The following is a 19,811-nucleotide window of genomic DNA, read 5'->3' as shown; positions in this document are numbered from 1 at the left end:
CTAAAGGCGCACCCTACCAACCCGTAGGGTGCGCATTCATCGCGCACCGCACCGAAACAGGAGGCCAGCATGGCGAAGGCAAAGTTTGAACGGACGAAACCGCATGTGAACATCGGGACCATCGGTCACGTTGACCATGGCAAGACGACGCTGACGGCGGCGATCACGAAGTATTTCGGCGAATTCCGCGCCTATGACCAGATCGACGGCGCGCCGGAAGAGCGGGCGCGGGGGATCACGATCTCGACCGCGCATGTGGAATACGAGACCGAGAAGCGCCACTACGCCCACGTCGACTGCCCCGGCCACGCCGACTATGTGAAGAACATGATCACCGGGGCCGCCCAGATGGACGGCGCGATCCTGGTGGTGGCGGCCTCGGACGGCCCGATGCCGCAGACGCGCGAGCACATCCTGCTGGGCCGTCAGGTGGGCATCCCCTACATGGTCGTCTACATGAACAAGGTGGACCTCGTGGATGACGAGGAACTCTTGGAACTGGTCGAGATGGAAGTGCGCGAGCTTCTGTCCTCCTACGAATATCCCGGCGACGAGATCCCGATCATCAAGGGCTCGGCCCACCAGGCGATGATCGGCGAGAACCCCGAGATCGGCGAGAAGTCGATCCGCGCGCTGATGGCGGCGGTGGACGACTACATCCCGACCCCGGCGCGGGCGGTGGACCAGCCCTTCCTGATGCCGATCGAGGACGTGTTCTCGATCTCGGGCCGTGGCACGGTGGTGACCGGCCGGGTGGAGCGGGGCGTGATCAACGTCGGCGACGAAGTGGAGATCGTGGGCCTGCGCGAGACCAAGAAGTCGGTCTGCACCGGGGTGGAGATGTTCCGCAAGCTCCTGGACCGTGGGGAAGCTGGCGACAACATCGGCGCGCTCCTGCGCGGGATCGACCGTGACGGGGTGGAGCGTGGCCAGGTGCTGTGCAAGCCCGGCTCGGTCAAGCCGCACACCAAGTTCGAGGCCGAGGCCTATATCCTGACCAAGGAGGAAGGCGGGCGTCACACGCCGTTCTTCGCGAACTACCGTCCGCAGTTCTACTTCCGCACGACGGACGTGACGGGCACGGTGAAGCTGCCGGAAGGCACCGAGATGGTGATGCCGGGCGACAACCTGAAGTTCGAGGTCGAGCTGATCGCGCCGATCGCGATGGAAGAGAAGCTGCGCTTCGCCATCCGCGAAGGCGGCCGCACCGTCGGCGCCGGCGTCGTGTCGAAGATCATCGCCTGAGGCGTATTGCACTCCTGAAGGGTGGGCTGTAGAAGCCCGCCCTTCGACCAACGAAACAGAACCTCTCGGGTGAGGCGCGTCGCCCCAGGCCGATGTTCTAAAGGGAAAAAACCGATGCAAGGTCAGACCATCCGCATCCGGCTTCGCGCCTTCGATTACCGTGTGCTGGACGCCAGCACGCAGGAAATCGTGAACACCGCGAAGCGTACCGGTGCCACCGTCCGCGGGCCGATTCCGCTGCCCAACAAGATCGAGAAATTCACGGTTCTCCGTGGTCCGCACATCGACAAGAAGTCGCGCGACCAATGGGAGATCCGCACGCACAAGCGGCTTCTCGACATCGTCGACCCCACCCCGCAGACCGTGGACGCGCTGATGAAGCTCGACCTCGCGGCCGGTGTGGACGTCGAGATCAAAGTGTAAGGAGGGCAGGCAGATGCGCTCTGGAGTTATTGCGAAGAAGCTGGGCATGACCCGGCTGTTCCTGGCCGACGGCAAGCAGGTTCCGGTGACGGTCCTGCAACTCGACAGCCTTCAGGTCGTGGCACAGCGCACCGCGGACAAGGACGGCTACACCGCCGTCCAGCTGGGTGCGGGCGTGGCCAAGGCCAAGCGGACCACCGCCGCGCAGCGCGGCCATTTCGCCAAGGCGAACGTGGCGCCCAAGCGCAAGATCGCGGAATTCCGCGTCTCGCCCGACTGCCTGATCGAAGTGGGCGCGGAAATCACCGCCGACCACTATCTGGAAGGCCAGTATGTCGATGTCGCGGGCACCTCGATCGGCAAAGGTTTTGCCGGTGCGATGAAACGGCACAACTTCGGCGGCCTGCGCGCCAGCCACGGTGTGTCGGTGTCGCACCGGTCGCACGGCTCGACCGGCCAGTGCCAGGACCCCGGCAAGGTGTTCAAGGGCAAGAAGATGGCCGGCCACATGGGTGCGGTGCGCGTGACCACGCAGAACCTGCAAGTGGTGCGCACCGATGCCGACCGCGGTCTCATCATGATCAAGGGCGCGGTCCCCGGATCGAAGGGTGGCTGGGTCACGATCAAGGACGCCGTGAAGAAGCCGGAAGCCAAGGACGCCCCGCGTCCCGCCGCGATCCGGACTGCCGCTGCTCCGGCCGCTGAAGTCGCCGCCGAAGGGGGTGAAGCATGAAACTCGATGTGATCAAGCTGGACGGCGGCAAGGCCGGTTCCGTCGAACTGGACGAAGCGCTGTTCGGCCTCGAGCCGCGCGCCGACATCCTGCACCGCGTGGTGCGCTGGCAGCGGGCGAAGGCCCAGGCGGGGACCCACTCGGTCCTCGGCAAGTCGGACGTCAGCTACTCGACCAAGAAGATCTATCGCCAGAAGGGCACCGGCGGCGCACGCCACGGTTCGAAGAAGGCACCGATCTTCCGGCACGGCGGCGTCTACAAGGGCCCGACCCCGCGCAGCCACGCCCATGACCTGCCGAAGAAGTTCCGCGCCCTCGGGCTGCGGCATGCGCTCTCGGCCAAGGCCAAGGCGGGTGAGCTGGTGATCCTGGACGCGGCCACGCTGGCCGAGGCCAAGACCGCCCATCTCGCCAAGGTGAAGTCGGAACTCGGCTGGAAGCGCGTCCTCATCATCGACGGCGCTTCGGTCGATCCGAACTTCGCCCTGGCCGCCCGCAACCTGGAGGGTGTGGACGTCCTGCCGACCATCGGCGCCAACGTCTACGACATCCTGAAGCGTGATACCCTGGTCATCACCAAGGCCGGTATCGAAGCCCTGGAGGCTCGCCTGAAATGAGCAAAGCACCGAAAACCGCGGCGAGCCTGAAGCCGGAGCACTACGACCTGATCCAGAAGCCGGTCATCACCGAAAAGGCCACCATGGCCTCGGAGGCGGGGGCCGTCGTGTTCCAGGTCGCGATGGATGCGTCCAAGCCGCAGATCAAGGAAGCCGTCGAGGCGATCTTTGGCGTGAAGGTGAAGGCGGTGAACACCACCATCACCAAGGGCAAGGCCAAACGCTTCCGCGGTCGCCCCGGCGAGCGGTCGGACAAGAAGAAGGCCTATGTCATGTTGGAAGACGGTCAGACGATCGACGTGACGACCGGCCTCTGAGCCTTAGGCTTGAGTGAAATGAGAGAGCCCCTGCCGGAAGGCGGGGGCTTTTGCCATTCTGGGGCGCGGTGAATGTTGGTGGTGTATTTCTACCTGTCAGCTTAGACGAGCTTCCATCTCATCTCAAGCTTGGAAAGTTCGTCGAATAGCTGCGGCCTGAAGTTGTTTGCACCACTTGATCGCCCATGCCCCAAAACAACATTTATCCTTAGTTCCCCGTCCGCTCGCTCGATCTTTGAAACGAATTCAGTGGGGAGATGCTTGCGGATAGCGGCATACTCGGGGGTTTGGACCAATTCGGAGAGAGCTGCACTGTGATCTTGAGCGAACCTACGAACAGCGTCGATGTAGTCAATTCGGCGTTGTCTCTGAAGGCGCCGTTTCTCAATTCCCCAGTTTACCCAAGGAAGCGAAATTGACATTGCCGCGGCGACAATAGCGGCGACGACAGCAGGTGTAAGGTAGGTAAGAACATGGTCCATGAACATTCAGGGTTTCTCGCTAAAGACAACTTGCATCTGAGGTGACCATGCGCCGAAGATAGCGCTGCATTGATTTCTAGGAAAGGTGCGGCAGGGCGGGTCTTAGGTCAAGCATTGCAAGCCTTGGCACTGTCACAGTCTGCAAAGCTCGAAGACCAACCAACTGTCAGGACCGAAGAATCCCTACCTTCCCCCCTTGCCACCCCCACCCCCCTCTGCTAATCCCGCGCCACGCCAGCAGCCCCGGATTCGTCCGGGGCTCTTGGTTTGTTCGTTCCCGATGCAGCCGCAGGAGGAAAGAACACCCAATCGGGGATCTTCGGAGCCCTTCACCCGAGGCCCGCAAGGGTCGCGAAGCAAACGGAAGACAGGAAACATGGCACTCAAGTCGTACAAGCCGACGACGCCTGGCCAGCGCGGGCTGGTTCTGATCGACCGTTCGGAGCTGTGGAAAGGCCGCCCGGTCAAGCACCTCACCGAGGGTTTGAACCGTTCTGGCGGCCGGAACAACACCGGACGTATCACGATGTGGCACCAGGGCGGGGGCGCGAAGCGTCTCTACCGGGTGGTCGATTTCAAGCGTCGCAAATGGGACGTCCCCGCCACGGTCGAGCGGATCGAATATGACCCGAACCGCACCGCCTTCATCGCGCTGATCAAGTATCAGGACGGTGAACTGGCCTATATCCTCGCGCCGCAGCGTCTGGCTGTCGGCGACCAGGTGATCGCGGGCGCCAAGACCGACGTGAAGCCCGGCAACGCGATGCCGTTCAGCGGCATGCCGATCGGCACGATCGTCCACAACGTGGAACTCAAGCCCGGCAAGGGCGGCCAGTTGGCCCGTGCGGCGGGCACCTATGCCCAGTTCGTCGGCCGTGACGGCTCCTACGCGCAGATCCGGCTCTCCTCGGGCGAGCTGCGGATGGTCCGTCAGGAATGCATGGCCACCATCGGTGCCGTGTCGAACCCCGACAACTCGAACCAGAACTTCGGGAAAGCCGGCCGCATGCGCCACAAGGGCATCCGCCCGACGGTGCGCGGCGTCGCGATGAACCCGATCGACCACCCGCATGGCGGTGGTGAAGGCCGCACCTCCGGTGGCCGTCACCCGGTCACCCCGTGGGGCAAGGGCACCAAGGGCAACAAGACGCGCAAGCCGAAGGCTTCGGATGCACTGATCGTCCGTTCGCGTCACGCCAGGAAGAAAGGGCGTTAATCCATGGCACGTTCCATCTGGAAAGGCCCGTTTGTCGACGGCTACCTTCTGAAGAAGGCCGAGAAGGCGAAGGCATCGGGCAAGTCGGAAGTGATCAAGATCTGGTCGCGCCGCTCCACCATCCTGCCGCAGTTCGTGGGCCTGACCTTCGGCGTCTACAACGGCAAGAAGCACGTCCCCGTTGCGGTGACGGAAGAAATGATCGGCCAGAAGTTCGGTGAATATTCGCCGACGCGGACCTACTACGGTCACGCCGCCGACAAGAAAGCGAAGAGGAAGTAAGCCATGGGTGCGGAAAAGAACCCCCGCCGCGTGGCGGACAACGAAGCGATGGCCGTGCTGCGCATGTTGCGCACGTCCCCGCAGAAGCTGAACCTGGTCGCGGGCATGATCCGCGGCAAGAAGGTGGACAAGGCCTTGGCCGACCTGACCTTCTCCAAGCGCCGCATCGCCGGCGACGTGAAGAAGTGCCTGCAATCGGCGATCGCCAATGCGGAAAACAACCACAATCTCGACGTGGACCAGCTGGTCGTGGCGGAAGCCTGGGTCGGCAAGAACCTGGTGATGAAGCGGGGCCGTCCGCGGGCCCGTGGCCGTTTCGGCAAGATCATGAAGCCGTTCTCTGAAATCACCATCAAGGTCCGTCAAGCCGGGGAGTCCGCATAATGGGTCAGAAGGTCAATCCGATCGGGATGCGCCTCCAGGTCAACCGCACCTGGGACAGCCGCTGGTTTGCCGGGTCGAAGGACTATGGCGATCTGCTGCTGGAAGACCTGCGGATGCGCGAGTTCATCCACAAGGAACTCAAGCAGGCCGGCATCAGCCGCGTCATCATCGAGCGTCCGCACAAGAAGTGCCGTGTGACCATCCACACCGCGCGTCCGGGTGTCATCATCGGCAAGAAGGGCGCGGACATCGAGACGCTGCGCAAGAAGCTGTCGCAGTTCACCAAGTCGGAACTGCACCTGAACATCGTCGAGGTCCGCAAGCCGGAACTCGACGCCCAGCTGGTGGCTGAATCGATCGCCCAGCAGATGGAACGCCGCGTCTCCTTCCGTCGCGCGATGAAGCGCGGCGTGCAGAACGCGATGCGGATGGGTGCGCTGGGTATCCGGGTCAACGTTTCGGGCCGCCTCGGCGGCGCCGAGATCGCCCGGACCGAATGGTACCGCGAAGGCCGCGTGCCGCTGCACACGCTGCGTGCCGACATCGACTATGCGCTGTCGGAGGCCGAGACCCCCTACGGGATCATCGGCGTGAAGGTCTGGATCTTCAAGGGCGAAATCCTCGAGCATGATCCCCAGGCCCATGACCGTCGTCTTGCCGAAGCGGCTGACGGCCCGGCCCCGCGCGGCCCGCGCCGTGAGCGGGCGTAAGGAGTAGGAAGATGCTGCAACCAAAGCGCACCAAGTATCGCAAGATGCACAAGGGCCGCATCCATGGCGAAGCCAAGGGCGGTTTCCTGATCAACTTCGGCTCCTACGCCCTGAAGGCAACCGAGCCCGAGCGCGTCACCGCGCGGCAGATCGAGGCGGCCCGCCGCGCGATCACCCGCCACATGAAGCGTCAGGGCCGGGTCTGGATCCGCATCTTCCCGGACGTTCCGGTCTCGGCCAAGCCCGTCGAGGTCCGCATGGGCTCGGGCAAGGGTTCGACCGACTACTGGGCCTGCAAGGTCAAGCCCGGCCGGATCATGTTCGAGATCGACGGCGTGAACGAGGAAACCGCGCGCGAGGCCCTGCGTCTGGGCGCGATGAAGCTTCCGGTCCAGACGCGCATCGTCGCGAAGGAAGACTGGTAAGCGTCGGGGTGAACCCCGACCTGCATAATCGGCCCCCGCTGGAAACGGCGGGGGCTTTTTCCATAGATCGGCCACCCCTCCCCCATCCCCTCCCCCTCGTGGGGAGGGGATGGGGGAGGGGGCAGCCGAAGGATAGAGCCCATGCCCGAGATCACTTCCCTCTTCGTCACCCGCCTTTACCGCGCCGGTCTCAATGACCTTGCGAAGAAGAAGGTCGATTACGCAGAACTGCGTCAGACCTGCGAGACCATCGCCGAGGATGACGAGGCCGGGCAGGAGTGGTGCGAGGCGAACGGCTATCCCGGCTATACCTCCTATGCCTCGCTGAACGACCTGCCCTGGCGGATGCCGATCTTCGCCGATCTGGAAAAGGCGCTGGACAAGCATGTTGCCGCCTTCTGCACCGATCTCGGCTTCGACCTGGGCGACAGGAAGCTGAAGTGCAATTCCCTCTGGATCAACATCCTGCCCGAAGGCGGCACCCACGCCAGCCACATCCACCCGCATTCGGTGATCTCGGGCACCACCTATGTCGCGATGCCGGAGGGGACCTCCGCGCTGAAGCTGGAGGACCCCCGCCTGCCGATGATGATGCTGGCCCCCGTGCCGCTGAAAACTGCGCCGCAGGAGTTGCAGCGCTTCGTCTACGTCAAGCCCGCGGTGGGCGAGGTCCTGCTCTGGGAAAGCTGGCTGCGCCACGAGGTGCCGATGAACATGGCCGAGGAGGAGCGGATCTCGGTCAGCTTCAACTATGGGTGGGCGTGAGAAACAACCGTCCCGGCCTTGAGCCGGGACCTCTTGCGTCAATAGAGGCCCCGGCTCAAGGCCGGGGCGCTACGGATAGGGTGCGCATTCATTGCGCACCTTTATCGGCGTGGAATGGTGCGCAATGAATGCACACCCTACAGGGCGGCACCATGACAGAACCCAAGCCCATCACGGCGGCTGAGTTGGACGAAATGTTCGACAACGGCGAGGACGTCAGCGCCTATGTGGACTGGTCAAAAGCCCGCCGCCCCAACCAGGAACCCCGCCGGGTGAACGTGGACTTCCCGGCTTGGATGGTGCGCGACCTCGACAAAGAGGCCGGGCGGCTGGGCGTGACCCGGCAGTCGCTGATCAAGATGGGGATTGCGGAGAAGTTGGGGTAGTTGGCGGGGCGTGCCGCACATTCTGCTGCGGAGACTACATCACTCTCAAGAGGACGATGGCTCCAAGGCCGATTGCAAACACTACTAACGCCCATCGCGTAAGCTTCTGCTCCCACGGCGGTGGCCCCAATCCGGACTGACTGTAGAACTGCTTTTCCGCGCCAAGCTTTTCCCACTTCGCATCGCGCGCCAACTTCCTTTCATAGTCGGAGAGCTTTACGCCTCGCTCTTTTGCGGCCTTCCGTGCAGCCTTGATCTCTTGTTCGCGCAACTGGGCCGCAAGTGCTTTGTTCCGTAGGTTTGGACGATTGACAGGCATTTTGCACTTCTACAATTGTACTTGCGCGGACATCCTCCTTACTTTGGTGCGGTTACTTTCTGAAAGCAAGTCTGTCCAAGATTTGCTCCGCCTCTACGCTAGACGCTGCTACCCGCCGTCGAGGGGTTCGCCTGCCTCCCAACTTCCCCCTTGCCCCCCGCCGCCTTCCCCCCTATACGGGCGCATCCGCGATTCCGGGGTGACTCGGCGTCGGCGGTCTGTCATTGATCCGCCAGGTCCTCGGTGACCCTGCCAAGGGGCCGACTGGCGATTGTGAAAAGGAAAGACCGGCATGAAAGCCGAAGAACTGCGTTCGAAGACGCCGGACCAGCTGCGCGACAGCCTGATCCAGCTGAAGAAGGAAGCCTTCAACCTGCGCTTCCAGCAGGCGACCAACCAGCTTGAGAACACCGCCCGCATGCGTGCCGTCCGTCGTGACGTCGCCCGCATCAAGACCGTTCTCAACCAAAAAGCCGCCGAAGCTGCGAAGTAAGGGGAAAACACATGCCGAAACGCATCCTGCAAGGCGTCGTCACCTCGGACAAGAACGAGCAGACGATCACCGTCCTCGTGGAACGTCGCTTCAAGCACCCGCTGCTGCAGAAGACCGTCCGCAAGTCGAAGAAATACCGCGCCCATGACGCGGAGAACAGGTTCAAGGTCGGCGACGTGGTCCGCATCGAGGAATGCGCGCCGATCTCGAAGACGAAACGCTGGACCGTGGTCACCGACGCAACCGCGTAAGTGACCCCGGTCCCGAACGAAACCCCGGGCTGCGTGCCCGAAGGTCGGGAGACTGAAAAATGATCCAGATGCAGACGAATCTGGATGTGGCTGACAACTCCGGCGCACGCCGGGTGCAGTGCATCAAGGTTCTGGGCGGCTCGCACCGCCGTTATGCTTCCGTGGGTGACATCATCGTGGTGTCGGTCAAGGAGGCGATTCCGAAGGGCCGCGTGAAGAAGGGGGACGTGCGTAAAGCCGTCGTCGTTCGCACCGCCAAGGAAGTCCGCCGTGAGGACGGCACCTCGATCCGTTTCGACCGCAACGCCGCCGTCATCCTGAACAACCAGGGCGAACCGGTCGGCACCCGCATCTTCGGGCCGGTCGTGCGCGAACTGCGGGCCAAGAACTTCATGAAGATCATCTCGCTGGCTCCGGAGGTGCTCTGATGGCCGCCAAGCTGAAAAAGGGTGACACGGTCGTCGTGCTCACCGGCAAGGACAAGGGCAAGAAGGGCGAAATCAGCGCCGTCATGCCCAAGGAGAACAAGGCCATCGTCGAGGGCGTGAACATCGCGATCCGGCACACCAAGCAGTCGGCGGCGTCGCAAGGCGGCCGTCTGCCGAAGGCGATGCCGATCGACCTGTCGAACCTGGCCATCCTGGACAAGAACGGCAAACCGACCCGCGTCGGCTTCCGCATGGAAGGCGACAAGAAGGTCCGCTACGCCAAGACCACCGGGGAGGTGATCTGATGCTTGATGCAGCGAAATACACGCCCCGCCTGAAGGCCGTCTATGCCGACAGGATCCGCGCGGCGATGAAGCAGGAATTCGGCTACAAGAACGACATGCAGATCCCGCGTCTGGACAAGATCGTCCTGAACATGGGTGTCGGCGAGGCGGTCAAGGACACCAAGAAGGTGAAGCAGGCTGCCGAGGAACTTGGCCAGATCGCCGGTCAGAAGGCCGTCATCACCAAGGCCAAGAAGTCGATCGCCGGCTTCCGCGTCCGCGAGGAGATGCCCTTGGGCTGCAAGGTCACGCTGCGCGGCGACCGGATGTACGAATTCCTCGACCGGCTCATCAACGTGGCGCTGCCCCGCGTCCGCGACTTCCGCGGCGTCAAGGGCACCAGCTTCGATGGTCGCGGCAACTATGCCATGGGCCTGAAAGAGCACATCGTGTTCCCCGAAATCAACTTCGACAAGGTCGATGAGGTTCTGGGGATGGACATCATCATCTGCACCACCGCGAACACCGACGCGGAAGCCAAGGCGCTGTTGAAGCATTTCAACATGCCCTTCACGTCGTAAGCCGCGAGGAACCGAGATATGGCAAAGAAATCCATGGTGAACCGCGAAGTGAAGCGCGCCAAGCTGGTGAAGCAGCATGCTTCCAAGCGCGCCGCGCTGAAGGCGGTGATCAACGACCAAACGAAGCCGATGGAAGAGCGTTTCAAGGCGACTCTGAAACTGGCCGAACTGCCCCGCAACTCGTCGGCGACGCGGATCCACAACCGCTGCCAGCTGACGGGCCGTCCGCATGCGTATTACCGCAAGCTCAAACTCAGCCGTATCATGCTGCGTGACCTGGCCTCGTTCGGCCAGATCCCCGGCATGGTCAAGTCCAGCTGGTAAGGGAGGCATCAGATGTCCATGAACGATCCTCTCGGCGATATGCTGACCCGTATCCGCAACGCCCAGATGCGCGGCAAGTCCACCGTGACGACCCCCGCCTCCACGCTGCGGGCCCGCGTGCTCGACGTGCTCCTCTCGGAAGGCTACATCCGTGGCTATGAAAAGTCCGAGACGGCGAACAAGCAGGGCGAATTCACCATCAGCCTGAAGTACTATGAAGGCGAGCCCGTGATCCGCGAAGTCAAGCGCGTGTCCAAGCCCGGCCGTCGCGTGTACATGGGTGTGAACGAGCTTCCCTCGGTCCGCAACGGCCTTGGCGTCGCCATCGTCTCGACGCCCAAGGGTGTTCTGTCGGATGCAAATGCACGCGCGGCCAATGTTGGCGGCGAAGTGCTTTGCACCGTGTTCTGAGGAGGGTGCAATGTCTCGTATCGGCAAGAAACCCGTCGAACTGGTCAAGGGCACCTCGGCCTCGATCAGCGGTCAGACCATCGAAGTGAAGGGCCCGAAAGGCACCCGCAGCTTCACCGCGGGCGACGATGTGACCCTCACCATCGAGGGCAACACCGTCAAGGTGACGCCGCGTGGGCTGTCCAAGCGCGCCCGCCAGCAGTGGGGCATGACCCGTTCGATGGTGGCGAACCTGGTCACCGGCGTCTCGGAAGGCTTCAAGCAGGAAATGGAAATCCAGGGCGTCGGCTATCGCGCCGCCATGGCTGGAAACGTCCTGAAACTGTCGCTGGGCTATTCTCACGAAGTGAACTTCGAAGTGCCGAAGGGGGTGACGATCACCGTCCCGAAGCAGACCGAGATCGTCGTGGAAGGCATCGACCAGCAGCAGGTCGGCCAGGTGGCCGCGAACATCCGCGAATGGCGCGCGCCCGAGCCCTACAAGGGCAAGGGCATCCGCTACAAGGATGAGTATATCTTCCGCAAGGAAGGCAAGAAGAAGTAAGGGTGGCGAAAATGGCAAACAACAAGAGAGAGTTGTTCCTCAAGCGCCGCCTGCGCGTCCGGAACAAGATCAAGGCGACCGCGCATGGTCGTCTGCGGCTGTCGGTGCACCGGTCCTCGAAGAACATCAGCGTCCAGCTGATCGACGACGTGAAGGGTGTGACGATCGCTTCGGCCTCCTCGCTGGAGAAGGAACTCGGCGTGGTCGGCAAGAACAACATCGAGGCTTCGGCCAAGGTGGGCGCGGCGATTGCCGAGCGGGCCAGGAAGGCGGGCGTCGAAGAGTGCTACTTCGACCGTGGCGGCTTCCTGTTCCATGGCAAGATCAAGGCGCTTGCCGATGCAGCCCGCGAAGGCGGACTGAAGTTCTGAACCCGGCGGGCAGCGGCAACGCTGCCCCGATGATCCGGGCCCCGGACCAGATCCGGGGCACCAGGATTGGCTTTAACGGCGCGATGCGCCACCACGAAGGATATGCCCCATGGCAGAACGTGACAACCGCCGGGAAGGCCGCGGCAACGACCGCCGCGACAACCGCCCGGAAGAAAACCCGGAATTCGCCGACCGTCTGGTCGCGATCAACCGCGTCTCGAAAACCGTCAAGGGTGGCAAGCGCTTCGGCTTTGCCGCGCTCGTCGTCGTCGGGGACCAGCGCGGCCGCGTCGGCTTTGGCAAGGGCAAGGCCAAGGAAGTGCCGGAAGCGATCCGCAAGGCCACGGAACAGGCCAAGCGCAGCCTGATCCGCGTGCCGCTGAAGGACAGCCGGACGCTTCACCACGACATGGAAGGCCGCCACGGCGCCGGTCGCGTCGTGATGCGTTCGGCCGTGGCCGGGACCGGCATCATCGCCGGCGGCCCGATGCGCGCCGTGTTCGAGATGCTGGGGGTCCAGGATGTCGTCGCCAAGTCGATCGGCTCTGCCAACCCCTACAACATGATCCGCGCCACCATCGACGGGCTTCGCCATGAAACCTCGCCCCGTTCGGTCGCCGCGCGCCGTGGCAAGAAGGTCGCCGAGATCCTGCGCAAGCCGGAAACCGAAGCCGCCGCTGAAACCGTGGAGGCCTGAGCATGGCTGACAAGAAAACCACCGAAGCGCCGAAGAAGACCATCGTCGTGAAGCAGATCCGCTCGGCCGCCCGCCGTCCGGCCGTGCAGACCGCGACGCTGAAGGGCCTCGGCCTGAACAAGCTGAACCGCACCCGCGAGCTGGAGGATACGCCTGCCGTGCGCGGCATGGTGAACTCGATCAGCCACCTGGTCCAGATCATCGAAGAGCGCGGCTGAGGCCTGACGCCCGGGCGTAGGGTGGGCAATCTGCCCACCGCCCGCTGAAACAAGAACGCCCTCGCGGAAACGCGGGGGCGTTCTTTACCGAAACGGGTTCACGATCCGAAGCTGCGCTTCCGCCAGCAGCGCGTCCTGCATGTCCTCGCTCCACAGCGTCGGGCACCCCGAAACAAGCGCGCTCGCCACGATCATCGCGTCGTAGATCGACGGGCTGTAACGCTCCGCCAGGGGCAGGCCGACCTCATGGGTCTGCAAAGTCAGGTCGTTGCTCGAGCAGAGGGATTGGAGGCCCGCCAGAAAGACCGATGTCTTTCCCCCAACTCAGCCCGGCCTTGCGGCGGCAGTTGACCAGACTCTCGTTGAGCACCTGCACGCTGATCCCTGGGCTGTGTGACCGTAAGCACCACCTCCAGGAGCGCCCTCCGCAGGTCGGGCTTCAGATCGACCCCCCAAGGGTTAACCCCACCCTAACGCGATTTCATAACCTATTGAAATCGTTCAATCCAAAAGGCGCGCCGCGCGCGGCGCCCTTTTCCTTGCCAAGGCCCCGGCCTTCCTGTATGCCCCCCGATGGCCAGTCCCGGCCATGAGAATCAAGAAAAGCCGTGGTCGTCCCGTTCTCGCTTCGGGGGCGCATCCGGCAAGGAGAAGCGAAATGAAACTGCATGAACTCGCCGACAATCCCGGCGCGGCCAAGAAACAGAAACGCGTCGCGCGGGGCCCGGGCTCGGGCAAGGGCAAGACCGCCGGCCGGGGTATCAAGGGCCAGAAGTCCCGCTCGGGCGTCGCCATCGGCGGCTACGAAGGCGGCCAGATGCCGCTGTACCGCCGCCTGCCGAAGCGCGGCTTCAACAAGCCGAACCGCCTGGAATTCGCCGTCGTCAACCTCGGCATGATCGAGAAGTTCATTGCCGCCGGCAAGCTGGACCCCAAGGTCGAGATCACCGAGGACGCGCTGGTCGCGGCTGGTGTCACCTCGAACAAGCGCGACGGTATCCGGGTGCTGGCCAAGGGCGAGATCAAGTCCAAGGTCAACCTGACCGTCACCGGCGCCTCGGCTTCGGCTGTGGAAGCCGTGGAAAAGGCCGGTGGCAAGGTCACGCTCCTGGCACCGGTCGCGGCTGCGGCTGAATAAGGCATTGTGAGCGGCCCAAAGGTCGCTTACATCAGCACCCAGTTTTCCCGCGCCGCCGAACCGGAAAACGGTCCGGCGGCGCTTGGCTTGAAAGAGACCTGACATGGCATCTGCGGCAGAGCAAATGGCGGCCAACCTCAGCTGGAGCACGCTGGGCAAGGCCACCGACCTGCGCCAACGCATCATCTTCACCATCGGCCTGTTGATCGTCTATCGCCTGGGCACCTTCATCCCGGTCCCGGGCATCGACGGTGACGCCCTGCGCGAGTTCATGACCCAGGCCGGGCAGGGGATCGGCGGGATGCTGAACCTGTTCACCGGAGGCGCGGTCAGCCGGATGGCGATCTTCGCGCTGGGGATCATGCCCTACATCAGCGCCTCGATCATCGTGCAGCTGCTGGGCACCATGTACGCGCCCTGGCAGCAGCTGAAGAAGGAAGGCGAGCAGGGCCGCAAGAAGCTGAACCAGTACACCCGCTATGGCACCGTGGCGCTGGCGATCCTGCAAGGCTATGGCATCGCCATGTCGATCCAGGCCGGCGGGCTGGCCCACAATCCGGGCCTGTTCTTCGTCGCCTCCTGCGTCATCACGCTGGTCGGCGGCACGATGTTCCTGATGTGGCTGGGCGAACAGATCACCGCGCGCGGCATCGGCAACGGCATCTCTCTCATCATCTTCGTCGGCATCGTGGCCGAGATCCCGGCCGCCCTGGCGCAGTTCTTCGCGCAGGGTCAGTCGGGCGCCCTGTCCACCCCGGTGATCCTGGGCGTGATCGTGATGGTCGTGGTCGTCATCGGCTTCGTGGTCTTCATGGAGCGCGCGCTGCGCAAGATCTCGATCCTCTATCCGCGCCGCCAGGTGGGGATGAAGGTCTATGAGGGTGGCTCGTCGCACCTGCCGATCAAGGTCAACCCGGCGGGCGTGATCCCGGCGATCTTCGCGTCGTCGATCCTGCTTCTGCCCACGACCGTCTCGACCTTCTCCGGCGGCAGCACCAATCCGGTGCTCAGCTGGCTGGCGGCGAACCTCGGCTACGGCCAGCCGCTGCACCTGCTGTTCCTTGCCGGGATGATCGTGTTCTTCGCCTATTTCTACACGCTGAACGTGTCGTTCAAGGTCGATGACGTCGCCGAGAACCTGAAGAACCAGAATGCCTCGGTCCCCGGCATCCGTCCGGGCAAGAAGACCGAGGAGTATCTGGAATACGTCGTCAACCGCGTCCTGGTGCTGGGCTCGGCCTATCTCGCGGCGGTCTGCCTGCTGCCCGAGATCCTGATCAGCCGCGTCGGCATTCCCTTCTACTTCGGCGGCACCTCGGTGCTGATCGTGGTCTCGGTGACGATGGACACGATCCAGCAGGTCCAGTCGCATCTGCTGGCCCACCAGTACGAGGCGCTGATCGAGAAGTCGCAGCTGCGCGGCCGGAAGAAGACCGGCGCGCCCAAGGCCCCGGCCCGGCGCTGACCCATGGCGAACATCATTCTTCTGGGTCCGCCCGGGGCGGGAAAGGGCACACAGGCCAAGCGGCTGGAAGAGACGCGCGGCATGGTGCAGCTGTCCACCGGCGACATGCTGAAAGAGGCGATCGCAAAGGGCACGGACCTTGGTCGCCGTGTCGAAGGCATCATGGCGCGGGGCGAACTGGTGACGGACGAGATCGTCATCGGCCTGATCGAGGCCAAGATGACGGAAGGCGCGCGGGGCGGCTTCATCTTCGACGGCTTCCCGCGCACGCTGAAGCAGGCGGATGCCCTGGCCGAGCTGATGGCCCGGACCGGGTCGAGGCTGGATCGCGTGATCGAGATGCAGGTGGATGACGCGGCGCTGGTGGAGCGGATCACCGGGCGGTTCACCTGTGGCAACTGCGGTGCGGTCTATCACGACAGGACCCACCCGACCAAGGTGCCGGGCGTCTGTGATGCCTGCGGCAGCACGGATCTGCGGCGGCGGGCCGACGACAATGCCGAGACGCTGAAGACGCGGCTTATGGAATACTACAAGAAGACCTCGCCGCTGATCGGCTATTACTATGCCAAGGGGGTGTTGACGTCGGTCGACGGACTGGCCGATGTGGATACGGTGTCCTCGGCAATCGCTGCCGTCCTGGACTGACCGACCGCCATTGCAGAGTGACCGGCCCGCTGTCCCGCCGGTCTTAGGCTGCGACCGCCAGCGTCTCTTCGGGGCCGCAAGGCCAGGCGTAACCACCTTTGTCCAAGGCCGCGCCGGACATCGGCCCGGTTCTCTTGTTTCCCCGACGCTGACAGTCAGCCCTTACACGACCCTTGGGCCGCGCCCGTCGGTCGCCGGGCCGATCCCCTTGACGCCACCCGGAAAACCCCATATGGCACGGCGTCCCGCGGTGGAATCACCTTGCGGGCCTTCCATATTGGAAGTTCGTATCGCCGGGTCAACGGCCCGTGCGGTGTTGTGAAAAAAGGTTCTGGCATTACGGAACCGCAACGAAGAAGGACGACACGTTTGGCACGTATTGCTGGCGTCAACATTCCGACCGCGAAACGGGTTCCGATCGCGCTCACCTACATCACCGGGATCGGCCCCCATACGGCCAACACCATCTGCGAAGCGCTGAAGATCGACCCCGCGCGCCGGGTCAACCAGCTGACCGACAGCGAAGTGCTGGCGATCCGTGAATACATCGACGCCAACCTGACGGTCGAAGGCGACCTGCGCCGCGAAGTCACGATGAACATCAAGCGGCTGATGGACCTGGGCTGCTACCGCGGTCTGCGTCACCGCAAGGGCCTCCCGGTCCGCGGCCAGCGCACCCACACCAACGCCCGCACCCGCAAAGGCCCCGCAAAGGCCATTGCCGGCAAGAAGAAGTAAGGGGGCCGGATAGATGGCACGCGATACCAAGACCGTCCGCACCAAGAAGAAAGAACGCAAGAACATCGCCGCAGGCGTGGCGCATGTGAACTCGTCGTTCAACAACACCAAGATCCTGATCTCGGACGTCCAGGGCAACGCGATCTCATGGTCGTCCTCGGGCACCATGGGCTTCAAGGGCTCGCGCAAGTCGACGCCTTATGCCGCCCAGATGGCCGCCGAAGATGCCGGCCGCAAGGCGCAGGAACATGGCGTCCGCACGCTGGAGGTTGAAGTCCAGGGTCCGGGTTCGGGCCGTGAATCGGCGCTGCGCGCCCTGGCGGCCGTCGGCTTCCAGATCACCTCGATCCGCGACGTGACCCCGCTGGCGCACAACGGTTGCCGTCCGCCGAAGCGTCGCCGCGTTTAAGGCATTGATTTCTGCCGGGCCGTGAGGGTCATCCCTCACGGCCCGGTTTTCGTCGTTTACGATCCTCGGGCGTCCGCCAGCTTACGGACATCGGCAGCGGACAAGAATAGGGGCTTCAGAATGATCCACAAGAACTGGCAGGAACTCATCAAGCCGACGCAGCTGGTCGTCAAGCCGGGGGCCGATGCCGCCCGGGTCGCGACCGTGATCGCCGAGCCCCTGGAGCGCGGCTTCGGCCTGACGCTGGGCAACGCGCTGCGCCGGGTGCTGATGTCGTCCCTGCAGGGGGCCGCCATCACGTCGGTGCAGATCGACAACGTGCTGCACGAGTTCTCGTCGGTGGCGGGCGTGCGCGAGGACGTGACCGACATCGTTCTGAACCTCAAGGGCGTTTCGATCAGGATGGAGGTCGAGGGGCCGAAGCGGCTGTCGATCTCGGCCAAGGGGCCGGGTGTGGTGACCGCTGGCGACATCAGCGAATCGAACGGGATCGAGATCCTGAACAAGGACCATGTGATCTGCCATCTCGACGAAGGCGCGGACGTGTTCATGGAACTGACCGTGAACACGGGGAAGGGCTATGTCTCGGCCGACAAGAACCGCCCCGAGGATGCGCCGATCGGCCTGATCCCGATCGATGCGATCTATTCGCCGGTCAAGAAGGTCAGCTACGAGGTGCAGCCGACCCGCGAGGGCCAGGTGCTGGACTATGACAAGCTGACGATGAAGGTGGAAACCGACGGCAGCCTGACGCCCGAGGACGCCGTGGCCTATGCCGCGCGCATCCTGCAGGACCAGCTGTCGATCTTCGTCAACTTCGAGGAACCCGAATCGGCCAAGGTCGGTGAGATCGACAGCGGGCTGGAGTTCAACCCGCTGCTGCTGAAGAAGGTGGACGAGCTGGAGCTGTCGGTCCGGTCGGCGAACTGCCTGAAGAACGACAACATCGTCTATATCGGCGACCTGATCCAGAAGACCGAGGCCGAGATGCTGCGCACCCCGAACTTCGGCCGCAAGTCGCTGAACGAGATCAAGGAAGTGCTGTCCGGCATGGGCCTGCATCTCGGCATGGATGTCGAAAACTGGCCGCCGGAGAACATCGAGGACCTGGCCAAGCGCTTCGAGGACCAGTTCTGAGGCAAGGGTGCGCTGTAGCGCACCCTGCGATCATGCCCGGGCCGCCGGGGAAACCATGGGCCTACCGCCCCAACGACGCCGCCCGCAACGCACGGGCGGCAACACAAAGCAGAACGCGACAATAGGAGATCATCATGCGTCACGCCCGCGGCTACCGCCGCCTGAACCGTACCCACGAACACCGCAAGGCGCTGTTCGCCAACATGGCCGGCTCGCTGATCGAGCACGAGCAGATCAAGACCACCTTGCCCAAGGCCAAGGAACTGCGCCCGATCGTCGAGAAGCTGATCACCCTGGCCAAGCGTGGCGACCTGCACGCCCGCCGTCAGGCCGCGGCCCAGCTGAAGCAGGACATGCATGTCGCGCGCCTGTTCGACGTGCTGGCCGCGCGCTACAAGGACCGCCAGGGCGGCTATGTCCGCATCCTGAAGGCCGGCTTCCGCTATGGCGACATGGCACCGATGGCGATCGTCGAGTTTGTCGACCGTGACACCTCGGCCAAGGGCGCGGCCGACCGTGCCAGGGTCGAGGCGGCCGAGGCCTGAGCCCTCCCGTCGGCTGATCGATTGCGCAGGCCCGCCGGCATCGGCGGGCCTTTGCCGTTCCGCCCTGTCGTCCGGAGGATACTCTCGCGAAAGATGCAGGATGCGCGGCAACAAGACACTGGATTGATTGAACCTTTACTCTTAGGGTTGAAACTGGCCCGCAAGGGGAAACCACGCCATGTCGCAGAGTAAACGATTGAGCGAGCTTTACGAGGAATTGCACGAACTGGCCCCCGAAGGCTTTGCCGTCGGGCTGCACATCCGTTTTGCCAGCCCGCTGATCTACCACAGCTGCTATCCCGCCGAATGGGTCGAATACTACAATTCCCATTCCTATTACCTGCGCGATCCGGTGATCTTCTGGGGAATCGGGACCACCGGAACCCGCCGGTGGAGCGAAATTCCCCTGCCGGATCCGTTCGAATTGCTGAAGAAGGCTGCGACCTATGGCATGAAATACGGGGCTGTCTCTTCCTATGGCCCGATCACCTCGCGTTCGATGGCCGGCATCACCCGGTCGGACCGCGAGTTCACCGATTCCGAGATGGAGCGGCTGGCCGATATCACCGCGCGCCTGCATATCGCTGCGAAGCCGCCATCCGAACTGACCAAAGCGCAGATCGAAGCGCTGCAATGCCTTGCAAATGGGGATCGTCACTCTGCTGCCGCAGCAAAGCTTGGGATATCGGAAAGCGCCTTCAAGGCGCGGCTGAATTCGGCCCGAATCAGACTGGAGGCCCGGACCGCAGCCGAGGCTCTCAGGAAGGCGCGCGAATACCGATTGCTTTGAACGGGTGATGTTTCCCTCTGATCGTTCCGGACCAC

Annotated in this window: 33 protein-coding genes; 31 read left to right on the top strand and 2 right to left on the bottom strand. The window is 63.5% G+C overall.

Features of this window, described 5'->3' with window-relative positions; genetic code table 11:
- Positions 1-69 precede the first annotated feature (69 nt).
- The 12 genes from tuf (at position 70) to brnA (ending at position 7,985) form a co-directional block, all read left to right on the top strand.
- A complete protein-coding gene (gene tuf / locus G8O29_RS02375) occupies positions 70-1,245 on the top strand; it encodes an elongation factor Tu (RefSeq protein WP_166401604.1) in 1,176 nt (391 codons plus the stop codon).
- 114 nt (positions 1,246-1,359) lie between these two features.
- A complete protein-coding gene (rpsJ, locus tag G8O29_RS02370; protein WP_128515209.1) occupies positions 1,360-1,668 on the top strand; it encodes a 30S ribosomal protein S10 in 309 nt (102 codons plus the stop codon).
- Between the two features lie 13 nt (positions 1,669-1,681).
- On the top strand, positions 1,682-2,401 hold the full coding sequence (gene rplC, locus G8O29_RS02365) for a 50S ribosomal protein L3 (RefSeq protein ID WP_128515210.1): 720 nt from the start codon (positions 1,682-1,684) through the stop codon (positions 2,399-2,401).
- Positions 2,398-3,018 (top strand): 50S ribosomal protein L4, encoded by a 621-nt coding sequence (gene rplD, locus G8O29_RS02360; RefSeq protein WP_149076693.1) that lies wholly within the window; start codon positions 2,398-2,400, stop codon positions 3,016-3,018. Before rplC ends, rplD begins: the two co-directional genes overlap by 4 nt.
- Positions 3,015-3,335, top strand: a complete 321-nt coding sequence (locus tag G8O29_RS02355; RefSeq protein WP_166401603.1) for a 50S ribosomal protein L23 — start codon at positions 3,015-3,017, stop codon at positions 3,333-3,335. Before rplD ends, G8O29_RS02355 begins: the two co-directional genes overlap by 4 nt.
- A gap of 858 nt (positions 3,336-4,193) precedes the next feature.
- Positions 4,194-5,033 carry a 50S ribosomal protein L2 gene (gene rplB / locus G8O29_RS02350; protein ID WP_149076690.1) on the top strand — a complete coding sequence of 280 codons (840 nt, stop codon included), beginning with the start codon at positions 4,194-4,196 and terminating at the stop codon, positions 5,031-5,033.
- A 3-nt stretch (positions 5,034-5,036) separates the two neighbouring features.
- On the top strand, positions 5,037-5,315 hold the full coding sequence (gene rpsS / locus G8O29_RS02345) for a 30S ribosomal protein S19 (protein WP_128515226.1): 279 nt from the start codon (positions 5,037-5,039) through the stop codon (positions 5,313-5,315).
- Between the two features lie 3 nt (positions 5,316-5,318).
- Entirely contained in the window at positions 5,319-5,699 is a 381-nt protein-coding gene (gene rplV, locus G8O29_RS02340) for a 50S ribosomal protein L22 (protein ID WP_166401602.1), read from the top strand.
- Positions 5,699-6,409: a 30S ribosomal protein S3 gene (gene rpsC / locus G8O29_RS02335; RefSeq protein ID WP_166401601.1), complete on the top strand. Its 711-nt coding sequence runs from the start codon at positions 5,699-5,701 to the stop codon at positions 6,407-6,409. Before rplV ends, rpsC begins: the two co-directional genes overlap by 1 nt.
- Before the next feature lie 11 nt (positions 6,410-6,420).
- Positions 6,421-6,834, top strand: coding sequence for a 50S ribosomal protein L16 (gene rplP / locus G8O29_RS02330; RefSeq protein WP_166401600.1), 414 nt, complete (start codon positions 6,421-6,423; stop codon positions 6,832-6,834).
- 141 nt (positions 6,835-6,975) lie between these two features.
- A complete protein-coding gene (locus tag G8O29_RS02325; protein ID WP_166401599.1) occupies positions 6,976-7,599 on the top strand; it encodes a TIGR02466 family protein in 624 nt (207 codons plus the stop codon).
- A gap of 152 nt (positions 7,600-7,751) precedes the next feature.
- On the top strand, positions 7,752-7,985 hold the full coding sequence (gene brnA / locus G8O29_RS02320; protein ID WP_166401598.1) for a type II toxin-antitoxin system BrnA family antitoxin: 234 nt from the start codon (positions 7,752-7,754) through the stop codon (positions 7,983-7,985).
- 34 nt (positions 7,986-8,019) lie between these two features.
- Here brnA and G8O29_RS02315 read toward each other — a convergent pair whose 3' ends face one another.
- Complete coding sequence (locus G8O29_RS02315) at positions 8,020-8,304, bottom strand: DUF1682 domain-containing protein (RefSeq protein WP_166401597.1); 285 nt, start codon at positions 8,302-8,304, stop codon at positions 8,020-8,022.
- 292 nt (positions 8,305-8,596) lie between these two features.
- Between G8O29_RS02315 and rpmC the strand changes: the two genes are divergently transcribed.
- The 11 genes from rpmC to rpmD all read left to right on the top strand — a co-directional run bounded on the left by rpmC (position 8,597) and on the right by rpmD (position 12,906).
- Positions 8,597-8,797 carry a 50S ribosomal protein L29 gene (gene rpmC / locus G8O29_RS02310; RefSeq protein ID WP_128515231.1) on the top strand — a complete coding sequence of 67 codons (201 nt, stop codon included), beginning with the start codon at positions 8,597-8,599 and terminating at the stop codon, positions 8,795-8,797.
- Between the two features lie 11 nt (positions 8,798-8,808).
- On the top strand, positions 8,809-9,048 hold the full coding sequence (gene rpsQ, locus G8O29_RS02305; protein ID WP_149076685.1) for a 30S ribosomal protein S17: 240 nt from the start codon (positions 8,809-8,811) through the stop codon (positions 9,046-9,048).
- A gap of 59 nt (positions 9,049-9,107) precedes the next feature.
- A complete protein-coding gene (gene rplN / locus G8O29_RS02300) occupies positions 9,108-9,476 on the top strand; it encodes a 50S ribosomal protein L14 (RefSeq protein WP_023666245.1) in 369 nt (122 codons plus the stop codon).
- Positions 9,476-9,781, top strand: a complete 306-nt coding sequence (rplX, locus tag G8O29_RS02295) for a 50S ribosomal protein L24 (RefSeq protein WP_166401596.1) — start codon at positions 9,476-9,478, stop codon at positions 9,779-9,781. Before rplN ends, rplX begins: the two co-directional genes overlap by 1 nt.
- The gene (gene rplE / locus G8O29_RS02290; RefSeq protein ID WP_166401595.1) at positions 9,781-10,341 is read left to right on the top strand and encodes a 50S ribosomal protein L5; all 561 of its coding nucleotides are present in this window, start codon (positions 9,781-9,783) and stop codon (positions 10,339-10,341) included. Before rplX ends, rplE begins: the two co-directional genes overlap by 1 nt.
- A gap of 18 nt (positions 10,342-10,359) precedes the next feature.
- Positions 10,360-10,665, top strand: a complete 306-nt coding sequence (gene rpsN / locus G8O29_RS02285; protein WP_128515235.1) for a 30S ribosomal protein S14 — start codon at positions 10,360-10,362, stop codon at positions 10,663-10,665.
- Between the two features lie 12 nt (positions 10,666-10,677).
- The gene (gene rpsH, locus G8O29_RS02280; protein ID WP_128515236.1) at positions 10,678-11,076 is read left to right on the top strand and encodes a 30S ribosomal protein S8; all 399 of its coding nucleotides are present in this window, start codon (positions 10,678-10,680) and stop codon (positions 11,074-11,076) included.
- A 10-nt stretch (positions 11,077-11,086) separates the two neighbouring features.
- On the top strand, positions 11,087-11,620 hold the full coding sequence (gene rplF, locus G8O29_RS02275) for a 50S ribosomal protein L6 (RefSeq protein ID WP_166401594.1): 534 nt from the start codon (positions 11,087-11,089) through the stop codon (positions 11,618-11,620).
- A gap of 11 nt (positions 11,621-11,631) precedes the next feature.
- Positions 11,632-11,991 carry a 50S ribosomal protein L18 gene (gene rplR, locus G8O29_RS02270; protein ID WP_166401593.1) on the top strand — a complete coding sequence of 120 codons (360 nt, stop codon included), beginning with the start codon at positions 11,632-11,634 and terminating at the stop codon, positions 11,989-11,991.
- Positions 11,992-12,100: 109 nt separating this feature from the next.
- Complete coding sequence (gene rpsE, locus G8O29_RS02265) at positions 12,101-12,688, top strand: 30S ribosomal protein S5 (RefSeq protein ID WP_166401592.1); 588 nt, start codon at positions 12,101-12,103, stop codon at positions 12,686-12,688.
- A 2-nt stretch (positions 12,689-12,690) separates the two neighbouring features.
- On the top strand, positions 12,691-12,906 hold the full coding sequence (rpmD, locus tag G8O29_RS02260) for a 50S ribosomal protein L30 (RefSeq protein ID WP_166401591.1): 216 nt from the start codon (positions 12,691-12,693) through the stop codon (positions 12,904-12,906).
- A gap of 84 nt (positions 12,907-12,990) precedes the next feature.
- On the opposite strand, the gene G8O29_RS18865 is transcribed toward rpmD, so the two are convergent.
- Complete coding sequence (locus G8O29_RS18865) at positions 12,991-13,164, bottom strand: PIN domain-containing protein (RefSeq protein WP_242678841.1); 174 nt, start codon at positions 13,162-13,164, stop codon at positions 12,991-12,993.
- Between the two features lie 400 nt (positions 13,165-13,564).
- Between G8O29_RS18865 and rplO the strand changes: the two genes are divergently transcribed.
- The 8 genes from rplO (at position 13,565) to G8O29_RS02215 (ending at position 19,776) form a co-directional block, all read left to right on the top strand.
- Positions 13,565-14,044, top strand: a complete 480-nt coding sequence (gene rplO / locus G8O29_RS02250) for a 50S ribosomal protein L15 (RefSeq protein WP_128513558.1) — start codon at positions 13,565-13,567, stop codon at positions 14,042-14,044.
- Positions 14,045-14,147: 103 nt separating this feature from the next.
- Positions 14,148-15,509, top strand: a complete 1,362-nt coding sequence (gene secY, locus G8O29_RS02245; RefSeq protein WP_166401590.1) for a preprotein translocase subunit SecY — start codon at positions 14,148-14,150, stop codon at positions 15,507-15,509.
- 3 nt (positions 15,510-15,512) lie between these two features.
- Complete coding sequence (locus G8O29_RS02240) at positions 15,513-16,157, top strand: adenylate kinase (protein ID WP_166401589.1); 645 nt, start codon at positions 15,513-15,515, stop codon at positions 16,155-16,157.
- Between the two features lie 369 nt (positions 16,158-16,526).
- Positions 16,527-16,895, top strand: coding sequence for a 30S ribosomal protein S13 (gene rpsM / locus G8O29_RS02235; RefSeq protein WP_128513555.1), 369 nt, complete (start codon positions 16,527-16,529; stop codon positions 16,893-16,895).
- Between the two features lie 13 nt (positions 16,896-16,908).
- Positions 16,909-17,304, top strand: a complete 396-nt coding sequence (gene rpsK / locus G8O29_RS02230) for a 30S ribosomal protein S11 (RefSeq protein ID WP_128513554.1) — start codon at positions 16,909-16,911, stop codon at positions 17,302-17,304.
- Between the two features lie 120 nt (positions 17,305-17,424).
- On the top strand, positions 17,425-18,441 hold the full coding sequence (locus G8O29_RS02225) for a DNA-directed RNA polymerase subunit alpha (protein WP_166401588.1): 1,017 nt from the start codon (positions 17,425-17,427) through the stop codon (positions 18,439-18,441).
- Between the two features lie 134 nt (positions 18,442-18,575).
- Positions 18,576-18,986 carry a 50S ribosomal protein L17 gene (gene rplQ, locus G8O29_RS02220; RefSeq protein ID WP_166401587.1) on the top strand — a complete coding sequence of 137 codons (411 nt, stop codon included), beginning with the start codon at positions 18,576-18,578 and terminating at the stop codon, positions 18,984-18,986.
- A gap of 178 nt (positions 18,987-19,164) precedes the next feature.
- Positions 19,165-19,776, top strand: a complete 612-nt coding sequence (locus G8O29_RS02215; protein WP_166401586.1) for a helix-turn-helix transcriptional regulator — start codon at positions 19,165-19,167, stop codon at positions 19,774-19,776.
- The last annotated feature ends 35 nt before the right edge of the window (positions 19,777-19,811 follow it).

Origin of the sequence: Rhodobacter calidifons (genome assembly GCF_011174775.1) — a bacterium.
Taxonomy (GTDB): domain Bacteria; phylum Pseudomonadota; class Alphaproteobacteria; order Rhodobacterales; family Rhodobacteraceae; genus Tabrizicola; species Tabrizicola calidifons.
The sequence above is the reverse complement of the archived record's forward strand: the minus strand, read 5'-3'. Positions and strand labels throughout refer to the sequence as shown.

Coding starts and splice junctions, on each gene's coding strand:
- rplP (WP_166401600.1), top strand. CDS start 6,421: ATGCTGCAACCAAAGCGCACCAAGTATCGCAAGATGCACAAGGGCCGC.
- rpsE (WP_166401592.1), top strand. CDS start 12,101: ATGGCAGAACGTGACAACCGCCGGGAAGGCCGCGGCAACGACCGCCGC.
- rpsH (WP_128515236.1), top strand. CDS start 10,678: ATGTCCATGAACGATCCTCTCGGCGATATGCTGACCCGTATCCGCAAC.
- G8O29_RS02315 (WP_166401597.1), bottom strand. CDS start 8,304: ATGCCTGTCAATCGTCCAAACCTACGGAACAAAGCACTTGCGGCCCAG.
- G8O29_RS02215 (WP_166401586.1), top strand. CDS start 19,165: ATGTCGCAGAGTAAACGATTGAGCGAGCTTTACGAGGAATTGCACGAA.
- rpsQ (WP_149076685.1), top strand. CDS start 8,809: ATGCCGAAACGCATCCTGCAAGGCGTCGTCACCTCGGACAAGAACGAG.
- rpmC (WP_128515231.1), top strand. CDS start 8,597: ATGAAAGCCGAAGAACTGCGTTCGAAGACGCCGGACCAGCTGCGCGAC.
- rpmD (WP_166401591.1), top strand. CDS start 12,691: ATGGCTGACAAGAAAACCACCGAAGCGCCGAAGAAGACCATCGTCGTG.
- tuf (WP_166401604.1), top strand. CDS start 70: ATGGCGAAGGCAAAGTTTGAACGGACGAAACCGCATGTGAACATCGGG.
- rpsS (WP_128515226.1), top strand. CDS start 5,037: ATGGCACGTTCCATCTGGAAAGGCCCGTTTGTCGACGGCTACCTTCTG.
- rpsJ (WP_128515209.1), top strand. CDS start 1,360: ATGCAAGGTCAGACCATCCGCATCCGGCTTCGCGCCTTCGATTACCGT.
- rplE (WP_166401595.1), top strand. CDS start 9,781: ATGCTTGATGCAGCGAAATACACGCCCCGCCTGAAGGCCGTCTATGCC.
- G8O29_RS02325 (WP_166401599.1), top strand. CDS start 6,976: ATGCCCGAGATCACTTCCCTCTTCGTCACCCGCCTTTACCGCGCCGGT.
- rpsC (WP_166401601.1), top strand. CDS start 5,699: ATGGGTCAGAAGGTCAATCCGATCGGGATGCGCCTCCAGGTCAACCGC.
- G8O29_RS02225 (WP_166401588.1), top strand. CDS start 17,425: ATGATCCACAAGAACTGGCAGGAACTCATCAAGCCGACGCAGCTGGTC.
- rplX (WP_166401596.1), top strand. CDS start 9,476: ATGGCCGCCAAGCTGAAAAAGGGTGACACGGTCGTCGTGCTCACCGGC.
- G8O29_RS02355 (WP_166401603.1), top strand. CDS start 3,015: ATGAGCAAAGCACCGAAAACCGCGGCGAGCCTGAAGCCGGAGCACTAC.
- rplO (WP_128513558.1), top strand. CDS start 13,565: ATGAAACTGCATGAACTCGCCGACAATCCCGGCGCGGCCAAGAAACAG.
- rplD (WP_149076693.1), top strand. CDS start 2,398: ATGAAACTCGATGTGATCAAGCTGGACGGCGGCAAGGCCGGTTCCGTC.
- rpsN (WP_128515235.1), top strand. CDS start 10,360: ATGGCAAAGAAATCCATGGTGAACCGCGAAGTGAAGCGCGCCAAGCTG.
- rplQ (WP_166401587.1), top strand. CDS start 18,576: ATGCGTCACGCCCGCGGCTACCGCCGCCTGAACCGTACCCACGAACAC.
- rpsK (WP_128513554.1), top strand. CDS start 16,909: ATGGCACGCGATACCAAGACCGTCCGCACCAAGAAGAAAGAACGCAAG.
- G8O29_RS02240 (WP_166401589.1), top strand. CDS start 15,513: ATGGCGAACATCATTCTTCTGGGTCCGCCCGGGGCGGGAAAGGGCACA.
- secY (WP_166401590.1), top strand. CDS start 14,148: ATGGCATCTGCGGCAGAGCAAATGGCGGCCAACCTCAGCTGGAGCACG.
- brnA (WP_166401598.1), top strand. CDS start 7,752: ATGACAGAACCCAAGCCCATCACGGCGGCTGAGTTGGACGAAATGTTC.
- rplR (WP_166401593.1), top strand. CDS start 11,632: ATGGCAAACAACAAGAGAGAGTTGTTCCTCAAGCGCCGCCTGCGCGTC.
- rplV (WP_166401602.1), top strand. CDS start 5,319: ATGGGTGCGGAAAAGAACCCCCGCCGCGTGGCGGACAACGAAGCGATG.
- rplN (WP_023666245.1), top strand. CDS start 9,108: ATGATCCAGATGCAGACGAATCTGGATGTGGCTGACAACTCCGGCGCA.
- rplC (WP_128515210.1), top strand. CDS start 1,682: ATGCGCTCTGGAGTTATTGCGAAGAAGCTGGGCATGACCCGGCTGTTC.
- rplB (WP_149076690.1), top strand. CDS start 4,194: ATGGCACTCAAGTCGTACAAGCCGACGACGCCTGGCCAGCGCGGGCTG.
- rplF (WP_166401594.1), top strand. CDS start 11,087: ATGTCTCGTATCGGCAAGAAACCCGTCGAACTGGTCAAGGGCACCTCG.